Origin of the sequence: Nitratidesulfovibrio oxamicus, assembly GCF_015731765.1 — a bacterium.
GTDB lineage: Bacteria > Desulfobacterota > Desulfovibrionia > Desulfovibrionales > Desulfovibrionaceae > Cupidesulfovibrio > Cupidesulfovibrio oxamicus.
Genome location: NZ_VRYY01000596.1, coordinates 1 through 1,202 on the forward strand (window position 1 = coordinate 1; position 1,202 = coordinate 1,202).

Annotated in this window: 2 protein-coding genes; both read right to left on the bottom strand. The window is 70.3% G+C overall.

Annotation, left to right across the window (positions count from 1 at the left end):
- The coding region (locus FVW20_RS16040) for an ABC transporter substrate-binding protein (RefSeq protein ID WP_231039170.1) at positions 1 to 575 on the bottom strand (575 nt) is incomplete at its 3' end.
- Between the two features lie 4 nt (positions 576 to 579).
- The coding region (locus FVW20_RS16045; RefSeq protein WP_196610384.1) for an ATP-binding cassette domain-containing protein at positions 580 to 1,202 on the bottom strand (623 nt) is incomplete at its 5' end.

Genomic DNA, 1,202 nt, shown 5'->3' on the forward strand with positions numbered 1-1,202 from the left:
GCGCCTACCCTGCGCAGCACGCCGAACAGCTCGTCGAACGATCCCACCCGGAACACCGCCACGGGAATGCCGAGGGCGCGCAGGCCTTCCACGGCCTCGCCCGCTTCGCGGCGGCCCTCCATCTGCAGCACCAGGTCGGGGGCCACGGCGGCCACCATCTCCGGGCTGGGCCGCATGTGCGTGCCGATGACCGGCAGGGCGCGGATGGCGGGGGGATTCTCGTCGGCGGCGGTGCGCGCTGCCATGCGGTCGGTCATGTCCATGGCCGCCAGCAATTCGTTGAACGCCCCGTACAGGGCCACGATGCGCCGGGCGGGGTGGGGCAGGTGCACTTCGCGCCCCGTATCGTCGGTAATGGAGACCGGCCCGCCCGATTGCCCGCCCGATTGTCTGTCCGGTTGTTGGTTCTGGTGTTCGCTGGCTTGCTCGCGTGGCTGTCCGGCATGGGCAGGTGCGGACGCGGCCAGGGCGCTGGCAAGCGTGGTCAGCAGCAGCAGGGCCGCAGCCAGCGCCCGGCACGGGCGGAGGCGCGTTGCCGCCACGGAGGTGGCGACCTGATGGACGAAGGTGGGCATGCGGTCAGTCATCCTGTGTCCCTGTGGGAAGGGGCGCTGTCTGCGCGGAAATTTCGGGTTCGCCGAAGCGCACCGGGGACGTTGTGGAGCGCGAGGGCATATGTCCGGAAAAGCCGGGCAGTGGCAATGCAGGTTTCTGGGGTGGCGCATCGTATTTCTGAGGCGAAGGCTTGCTGCCCATCAAGCCTGTCACTGCGCCATCCACCGGATTTGCGGGCAGCCCCGCACCCGCCGCCGCCCGGAAGGTACCGGGCACGTAACAGGCCTGCGGCGCGCCGGTGACCGGGTGGGGTTGCACCGTCACCGGTGTCTCGTACACCTCGGACAGCACGTCGGCGGTAAAGGTGCGCTCCACCGGGCCATCTTCCGCCACCCGGCCATGCTTCAGGAATATCAGGCGGGTACAGTACAGGGCGGCCAGGTTCAGGTCGTGCACGGCAGCCAGGATACGCTCTCCGGCCCGGTGGCGGGCGTGCAGCAGGTCCAGGATGTCCAGGGCGCGGGCTACATCCAGCCCTGCGGTGGCCTCGTCCAGCAGCAGGGTATCCGCGCCCTGGGCCAGCGCACGGGCCAGCAGCACCCGTTGCAGTTCGCCGCCGGACAGGGTGCGCGCGCCGCGCGCCGCAA